Annotated in this window: 7 protein-coding genes; 5 read left to right on the top strand and 2 right to left on the bottom strand. The window is 67.5% G+C overall.

Features of this window, described 5'->3' with window-relative positions:
* Positions 1-82: 82 nt before the first annotated feature.
* Together tgt and queA are read right to left on the bottom strand one after the other, a co-directional pair.
* Positions 83-1273, bottom strand: a complete 1191-nt coding sequence (gene tgt, locus ACYP33_RS34485; protein WP_459625562.1) for a tRNA guanosine(34) transglycosylase Tgt — start codon at positions 1271-1273, stop codon at positions 83-85.
* A 95-nt stretch (positions 1274-1368) separates the two neighbouring features.
* On the bottom strand, positions 1369-2421 hold the full coding sequence (gene queA, locus ACYP33_RS34480) for a tRNA preQ1(34) S-adenosylmethionine ribosyltransferase-isomerase QueA (RefSeq protein ID WP_414450320.1): 1053 nt from the start codon (positions 2419-2421) through the stop codon (positions 1369-1371).
* A 149-nt stretch (positions 2422-2570) separates the two neighbouring features.
* On the opposite strand from queA, the gene recG reads away from it, so the two are divergent.
* From recG to ubiA, 5 genes are all read left to right on the top strand, one after another.
* The gene (gene recG / locus ACYP33_RS34475; protein ID WP_459625561.1) at positions 2571-4970 is read left to right on the top strand and encodes an ATP-dependent DNA helicase RecG; all 2400 of its coding nucleotides are present in this window, start codon (positions 2571-2573) and stop codon (positions 4968-4970) included.
* A 164-nt stretch (positions 4971-5134) separates the two neighbouring features.
* Positions 5135-6094 (top strand): hydrogen peroxide-inducible genes activator, encoded by a 960-nt coding sequence (locus ACYP33_RS34470; protein ID WP_414443969.1) that lies wholly within the window; start codon positions 5135-5137, stop codon positions 6092-6094.
* 373 nt (positions 6095-6467) lie between these two features.
* Positions 6468-6629 (top strand): hypothetical protein, encoded by a 162-nt coding sequence (locus tag ACYP33_RS34465; protein ID WP_414443970.1) that lies wholly within the window; start codon positions 6468-6470, stop codon positions 6627-6629.
* 159 nt (positions 6630-6788) lie between these two features.
* The gene (locus tag ACYP33_RS34460; RefSeq protein ID WP_414443971.1) at positions 6789-7277 is read left to right on the top strand and encodes a Dps family protein; all 489 of its coding nucleotides are present in this window, start codon (positions 6789-6791) and stop codon (positions 7275-7277) included.
* Positions 7278-7431: 154 nt separating this feature from the next.
* A complete protein-coding gene (ubiA, locus tag ACYP33_RS34455) occupies positions 7432-8295 on the top strand; it encodes a 4-hydroxybenzoate octaprenyltransferase (RefSeq protein ID WP_459625560.1) in 864 nt (287 codons plus the stop codon).
* The last annotated feature ends 5 nt before the right edge of the window (positions 8296-8300 follow it).

Genomic DNA, 8300 nt, shown 5'->3' with positions numbered 1-8300 from the left:
CCGCGGCGTTCGACACCGGTGTGACGAACGCCGCGCGCGACGCATTTCGGGCCGCGCGGCCGCCCCGGCGCCCCTGCCGGCGCTACTCGCGCCGCTCGACGCCGCGCGCCCGATCGGCCGCGAAACGGGCGCGAAACGCGTCGAACGTGCCGGTTTCGATCGCTTCGCGAATCTCGCTCATCAGCGTCAGGTAGTAATGCAGGTTGTGGATCGTGTTCAACTGCGCGCCGAGGATTTCGCCGACGCGGTGCAGGTGGTGCAGGTAGCCGCGCGTGAAATTTCGGCAGGTGTAGCACGTGCAGCTTTCGTCGAGCGGCTTGAGCGAATGCTTGTGGGTGGCGTTGCGGATCTTCACGTCGCCGAAGCGCGTGAACAGCCAGCCGTTGCGCGCATTGCGGGTGGGCATCACGCAATCGAACATGTCGATGCCGTTCGCCACGCCTTCCACGAGATCCTCCGGCGTGCCCACGCCCATCAGGTAATGCGGCTTGTGCGCCGGCAGCTTCGGGCCGGTGTGCCGCAGCACGCGCATCATGTCTTCCTTCGGCTCGCCGACCGACAGCCCGCCGATCGCATAGCCGTGGAAATCGAGCTCGGCCAGGCCGGCCAGCGATTCGTCGCGCAGATCCTCGAACATGCCGCCCTGCACGATGCCGAACAGCGCGTTCGGGTTGCCGAGCGAATTGAATTCGTTCAGCGAGCGCTTGGCCCAGCGCATCGACATGCGCATCGATTCGGCCGCTTCCTTGTGGGTGGTCGGCACGTTGTCGGTGGCGTACGGCGTGCATTCGTCGAACTGCATGACGACGTCCGAATTCAGCACTTTCTGGATCTGCATCGACACTTCCGGCGACAGGAACAGCTTGTCGCCGTTGATCGGCGACGCGAACGTCACGCCGTCCTCGGTGATCTTGCGCAGATCGCCCAGCGAGAACACCTGGAAGCCGCCCGAATCGGTCAGGATCGGCTTGTTCCAGCCCATGAAGCGGTGCAGGCCGCCGTGCGCGGCGATCGTTTCCAGGCCCGGGCGCAGCCACAGGTGGAACGTGTTGCCGAGGATGATCTGCGCGTGCATCTCGTGCAGCTCGCGCGGCTGCACCGCCTTCACGGTGCCGTAGGTGCCCACCGGCATGAAGATCGGCGTCTCGACCACGCCGTGGTTCAGCGTGACGCGGCCGCGGCGGGCGTGGCCGTCGGTGGCGAGCAGTTCGAATTCGAGCCCGTTCTCGGGCGGGACGTGCGATTGCACGGGTTCCGGTTGGCGATCGGTCATCGCGGGACTCCTTGGCTACCGAAGAACAGTTCGGCGCGCGTTAGCGGCGCCGCGGCGGAATGCGCCACGGCGAATTTTCATGAGGAAAGGCAGGCTTATTCGGGCTCGCGGCGCGTCAGCAGCATCGCGTCGCCGTAGCTGAAGAAGCGGTAACGCTCGGCGATCGCGTGGCGGTACACCTCGCGGATCGTCTCGACGCCCGCGAACGCCGACACCAGCATCAGCAGCGTCGACTTCGGCAGGTGGAAATTCGTCACGAGCCGGTCCACCACGCGGAAGCGGTAGCCGGGCGTGATGAAGATGTCGGTTTCGGCGCGGGTGGCCGCGAGCGGGCGGCCCGCGGCTTCGGCGTCGCGCGCGGCCGCTTCGAGCGCGCGCATCGAAGTGGTGCCGACCGCGATCACGCGGCCGCCGCGTGCACGCGTGGCGGCGATCTGCGCGACCAGCGCGTCGGTCAGTTCGTACCACTCGCTGTGCATCTTGTGCTCGGCGATAGCGTCGACGCGCACCGGCTGGAACGTGCCCGCGCCCACGTGCAGCGTGAGCGTGGCGGTTTCCACGCCGCGCGCGCGCAGCGTGGCGAGCAGCGCGTCGTCGAAATGCAGGCCGGCGGTGGGCGCGGCGACCGCGCCCGGGTTGCTGGCGAACACGGTCTGGTAACGCGTTTCGTCGGTCGCGTCGGGATCGTGCTCGATATACGGCGGCAGCGGCAGGCGGCCGTGCTGCTCGATCAGCGTCAGGCAATCCTCGGGGAAGTGCAGCGTGAAGAACGGCTCGACGCGCTCGCCGACGGTGACGTCGAACGCCTCGGCCAGCCGCAGCGTGGTGCCGGTCACGGGGCTCTTGCTGGCGCGGATCTGCGCCAGCGCCGTGCGCGGGCCGGTGATGCGCTCGACCAGCACCTCGATGCGGCCGCCGCTGGCCTTCTGGCCGAAGAAGCGGGCCTTCAGCACCTTGGTGTCGTTGAACACGAGCAGGTCGCCCGCGCCGATGCAGTCGGGCAGCTCGGTGAAGCGGCGGTCGGTGAGGCGCGCCGGGCTGGCGCTGCCGTCCACCTCGAGCAGGCGGCTCGCGCTGCGCTCGGCGAGCGCCGTTTGCGCGATCAGCTCGGGCGGCAGATCGAAATCGAAATCGGAAAGCTTGAACATGAGAAATGGGGGCGAAGCGGCGCGGGAGCCGCGTCATCGCCGACGCGAGCCGCTATGATGGCGGGGTCGCGCGGCTCGCGGGCGCCGCCCGGTCGGGCGACGTCAAAGCCGTTATTGTACTTGCTTGTCCCTTGCGAAATCCCGATCCGATGCCTGTACCCGCCCGCCGCTCCGTTTCCGTCGATGCCGCCGCCGATGCCGATTCCGGCAATCCGCCCACGCACGACGAGGCGCAGCCCGCGCCGCGCGCACGCACGCCGCGCCGCGGCGCCGACGGGCGGCTCGCCGCACCGGCCGTCGCGGCGGCCGACATGGGGCGCGCCGAGGCCGGCGAAACCGAGGAAATCGGCCCATCCGCCAATGGCGACGCCGCATCACCGCCGGCCCGGCGCGGGCGCAAGAAGGCCGTGCCGGCCGATGGCGATGCGGGCGAACCCGGCGATACGGGCAACGCCGCGGACGGCAAACCCGCCAAGGGCGCCAAAGCCGCGCCGAAGCTCGTCAAGACCGCCGACAAGCTCGCCAAGCTCGGCCTCACGCGCTCGATCGATCTCGTGCTGCATCTGCCGATGCGTTATGAGGACGAAACCACGCTGACGCCGATCCGCGAACTGCTGCCCGGCGAGATCGCGCAGACCGAAGGCGTGGTGTACGACAACGAGGTCGCGTTCCGGCCGCGCCGCCAGTTGCTGGTGCGCCTGCGCGACGACGACGGCGACGAGCTGGTGCTGCGCTTCCTCAATTTCTACGGCTCGCAGGTCAAGCAGATGGCGGTCGGCCAGCGGCTGCGCGTGCGCGGCGACATCCGCGGCGGCTTCTTCGGGCTGGAGATCGTGCATCCGGCGGTGCGCGTGGTCGACGAGGACACGCCGCTGCTGCAGGTGCTCACGCCGGTCTATCCGAGCACGGCCGGGGTGTCGCAGGCCTACCTGCGCAAGGCGATCGACAACGCGCTCACGCGCACGCCGCTGCCCGAGCTGCTGCCGCCCGACGTCGAGGCCGCGTACCTGCGGCCGCTCGGCGTGCCGGCGCTGGCCGAAGCGGTGCGCCAGTTGCATCACCCCGGCGTCGAATCGGACGAAACGGCGCTGATCGACGGCACGCATCCGGCCTGGACCCGCATCAAGTTCGACGAACTGCTCGCGCAGCAGTTGTCGCTCAAGCGCGCCCACGAGGAGCGCCGCACGCGCGCGGCGCCCGCCATGCCGCGCAGCACCTCCGCCGATGCCGGCTCGCTGGTCGCGCGCTTGCTGGCGGCGCTGCCGTTCTCGCTGACGCAGGCACAAACGCGCGTGGTCGACGAAATCGCCACCGATCTGACCATGCCGCACCCGATGTCGCGGCTGCTGCAGGGCGACGTCGGCAGCGGCAAGACGGTGGTCGCGGCGCTGGCCGCCGCGCAGGCGATCGACGCCGGCTACCAGGCCGCGCTGATGGCGCCGACCGAAATCCTGGCCGAGCAGCACGCGCGCAAGCTGCGCGGCTGGCTCGAACCGCTCGGCGTGACGGTCGCGTGGCTGGCCGGCAGCCTGAAGGCGAAGGAGAAGCGTTCGGCGATCGAGGCGGCGGCGCTCGGCACCGCGCAGCTCGTGATCGGCACCCACGCGATCATCCAGGACACCGTCGAATTCAAGCGGCTCGGCCTCGTGATCGTCGATGAACAGCACCGCTTCGGCGTGGCGCAGCGGCTTGCTTTGCGCGCCAAGGCCGGCGGCCCGGCCGGCTTCCAGCCGCATCAGTTGATGATGTCGGCCACGCCGATCCCGCGCACGCTGGCGATGACCTATTACGCCGATCTCGAAGTGTCGACCATCGACGAGCTGCCGCCCGGCCGCACGCCGATCGTCACCAAGCTGGTGGCCGACGCGCGCCGGGCGGAGGTGATCGGCCGCGTGAGCGACGCGGCGCTCGGCGGGCGGCAGGTGTACTGGGTCTGCCCGCTGATCGAGGAAAGCGAGACGCTGCAGTTGCAGACGGCCGTCGAGACCTACGAGACGCTCGCGGCGGCGCTGCCCGGCATCAACGTCGGGCTGGTGCATGGCAGGTTGTCGCCGCTGGAGAAGGCCACCGTGATGGAGGCGTTCTCGCGTAACGAGGTGCAGTTGCTGGTGGCGACCACGGTGATCGAAGTGGGGGTGGACGTGCCGAATGCATCGCTGATGGTGATCGAGCACGCCGAGCGTTTCGGCCTGGCGCAATTGCACCAGTTGCGCGGCCGGGTCGGGCGCGGCACGGCGGCGTCGGCCTGCGTGCTGATGTACAGTGGCCCGCTGTCGATCGCCGGCCGCGCGCGGCTCAAGACCATGCGCGAAACCAACGACGGCTTCGAGATCGCCCGCCGCGATCTCGAAATTCGCGGCCCCGGCGAATTCCTCGGGGCGCGGCAATCGGGCGCGGCCATGCTGCGCTTCGCCGACCTGGAACTCGACGGTTGGCTGATCGACCCGGCACGCGAAGCGGCGGCTGCACTGATCGCGCATTATCCCGATGTCGTCACGCAGCATCTCGCGCGCTGGCTCGGCGCCCGCGAGCAATTCCTGAAGGCCTGACGTTCACCTGAAATCCGCCCGGCATGCGCCGAACCAGGCTGGCCGGCTTCGTTTCCCGCCGGCATTAAATGGGGCGTGAGCTATTGCCGCGAAGAACGCTGGCGAAACCGCGCTATCCGGTGTATAAATTAAAACTATCGTTTGCATCCCCGTGATTGACCTAAATGACGCTTACTGAACTGAAGTACATCGTCGCCGTCGCCCGCGAGCGGCATTTCGGCCGTGCGGCCGAAGCGTGCTTCGTGAGCCAGCCGACGCTGTCGGTTGCGATCAAGAAGCTCGAAGACGAGTTGAACGTGCAGATTTTCGAGCGCGGCGCGAGCGAGGTGAGCGTGACGCCGATCGGCGACCAGATCGTCACGCAAGCGCAGCGCGTGCTCGAACAGACCTTCGCCATCAAGGAAATCGCCAAGCAGGGCAAGGATCCGCTGGTCGGTCCGTTCCGGCTTGGCGTGATCTACACGATCGGGCCGTACCTGCTGCCCACGCTGGTCAAGCAGATGATCCATCGTGTGCCGCAAATGCCGCTGATGCTGCAGGAAAACTACACGCTGAAGCTGCTCGAATTGCTCAAGCAGGGCGAGATCGACGCGGCCATCATGGCGCTGCCGTTCCCCGAAACGGGCCTGATGGTGCGTCCGCTGTACGACGAGCCGTTCGTGGTCGCGCTGCCGTCGAGCCATCCGTGGTCGAAGCGCCGCAAGATCGACGCCGCCGACCTCAAGCAGGAAACCATGCTGCTGCTCGGCAACGGCCATTGCTTCCGCGATCACGTGCTCGGCGTGTGCCCCGAGCTGATGCACTTCTCGCAAACGGCAGACGGCATCCAGAAGACCTTCGAAGGCTCGTCGCTGGAAACCATCCGCCACATGGTCGCGAGCGGGGTGGGCATCACGGTGCTGCCGCGCATGTCGGTGGGCGAAGTGGGACCGCTGGCCAACAACTCCGATTCGGATCTACTGTCCTACGTGCCGTTCGACGAGCCGGTGCCCGACCGCCGCGTGGTGCTGGTGTGGCGCAAGAGCTTCACGCGGATGCCGGCCATCGACGCGATCAGCGAGGCGATCACCGCCTGTTCCCTGCCGGGCGTGGCCAAGCTCGACATGCCCGCCACGCTGAACTGAGCGCGGCCGGGCGGGTGGCGTGAACTGACCGGGGTGCGGCTTGCCCCGGTTTTGTTTTGCCTATCGTTTATATAAATTCTATTGAATTTACTGATTCGATAGCGTTCCGTAGGATGGCATGCATGGGCTGGCGCAACGGCGATCGATTCGCCGTCTGGGCCGGCCCGGACCGGATCACCGGTCTTTCGCATCCCGCTTGCCGAACCCCGGAGCCGCCATGAACCGAATCTCGCAACAGATCGACGCCGAACGCACGGCCCATCGCGCGCGAGCGCTGTTCCGGCAGCTTCGGCCGCTGGCCGTCGCGTATTTCGCTGGCCGCCTGCTCGGCGCCTGAGCCCAACCCGATTTCCGATTCGAAGGAGAACTCATCATGCAGATCGCCCGTCCCGTTTCCGCGCCTGCCGCCGCCGCGACCGCCGTCGTCAACCGCGCCGCCACCTCGGCCTTTCGCCAGACCTTCGGTTTCGCCATCACGTTCGCCGGCGTGCTGACGCTCGCGGCGCAGGCGATGGCTCATCTGAACGGTGCCTGAGCGCGGCGCGGAGCGCCTGAGGCCTGCCGCGCCATCCGTCCCCGTGCAGCGATCTACGCTACACTGAGCCGCGCTCGGGGGCGCTCGTTTCAGGCAGGAAAAGCGGGTGATCCCGAGGCGTTTCAAGCCGGTTCAACTCATCGACAAGGAGTCAGCAACATGGCCAAAAAAGGCAACGCAACGCAGATCAACATCGGCATCGGCGACAAGGACCGCAAGAAGATTGCGGACGGCCTGTCGCGGCTGCTGGCCGATACGTTTTCGCTGTACCTGAAGACCCATTATTTCCACTGGAACGTGACCGGGCCGATGTTCAACACGCTGCACCTGATGTTCGAGGAGCAGTACAACGAACTCTGGCTCGCGGTGGATGCCGTGGCCGAACGGATCCGCACGCTGGGCGTGGTGGCGCCGGGCACCTACGGCGATTTCGCGAAGCTGACGGTGGTGCCGGAAGCCTCGGGCGTGCCGGCCGCGGAAGAGATGATCCGCCAGCTCGTGGAAGGGCACGAAGCCGTCACGCGCACCGCGCGCGAGATCTTCCCCGATGCCGATTCGGCCCGCGACGAGCCGACCGCCGACCTGCTGACGCAACGCATGCAGATCCACGAAAAGACCGCCTGGATGCTGCGCTCGCTGCTGCAATAAGCCGGCGCGGTGGTTCGCGCGGCATGAGAGGCCTCCCGCATCGGCGGGAGGTTTTTTTTCGTCCGCGCGCGGCAAGCCACGGAGGGTCGCTCGCGCGGGCCGGCCGCCGTCGCGCGTTACAATGCCGCCATCGTTTTCGCGGCGGAATTCCGACATGTTTGCCCGTTTCCCCCTGTATCTGCGCCTCGTCCGGATGGACAAGCCGATCGGCAGCCTGCTGCTGCTGTGGCCCACGCTGAACGCGTTGTGGATCGCCTCGGGCGGTCGTCCCACGCTCTCGCTGCTCGCGATCTTCATCGTCGGCACCTTGCTGATGCGCTCGGCAGGCTGCGCGGTCAACGATTACGCCGACCGCGATTTCGACCGCCACGTGAAGCGCACCGTCGACCGGCCGCTGACCTCGGGCAAGATCCGGGCGTGGGAGGCGATCGCGATCGCCGTGGTGCTCGCGCTGCTGGCGTTCCTGCTGATCCTGCCGCTCAACGGCCTGACCAAGGGGCTGTCGGTGGTGGCCGTGTTCGTGGCCGCCAGCTATCCGTTCATGAAGCGCTTCTTCGCGATTCCGCAGGCCTATCTCGGCATCGCGTTCGGCTTCGGCATTCCGATGGCGTTCGCGGCCGTGCAGGACACGGTGCCCCCGATCGCCTGGGTCATGCTGATCGCCAACGTGTTCTGGTCGGTGGCCTACGACACGGCCTACGCAATGGTCGATCGCGACGACGACCTGCGCATCGGCATGCGCACCTCCGCGATCACGTTCGGTCAGTACGACGTGATCGCGATCATGTTCTGCTATGCGGCGATGTTCGCGATCTACGTGTGGATCGGCATGGTCGAGCATTTCGGGCCGGTATTCTGGCTCGGCTGGGCGGTGGCGGCCGGCTGCGCCGTCTACCACTACACGCTGATCAAGGATCGCGACCGCATGAAGTGCTTCGCTGCGTTCCGCCACAACAACTGGCTCGGCGGCGCGCTGTTCGTGGGCATCGCGCTGCATTACGCGCTGGCCGGCGCCTGAGCCCG

The organism is Burkholderia sp. 3C, assembly GCF_054589155.1.
The sequence above is the reverse complement of the archived record's forward strand: the minus strand, read 5'-3'. Positions and strand labels throughout refer to the sequence as shown.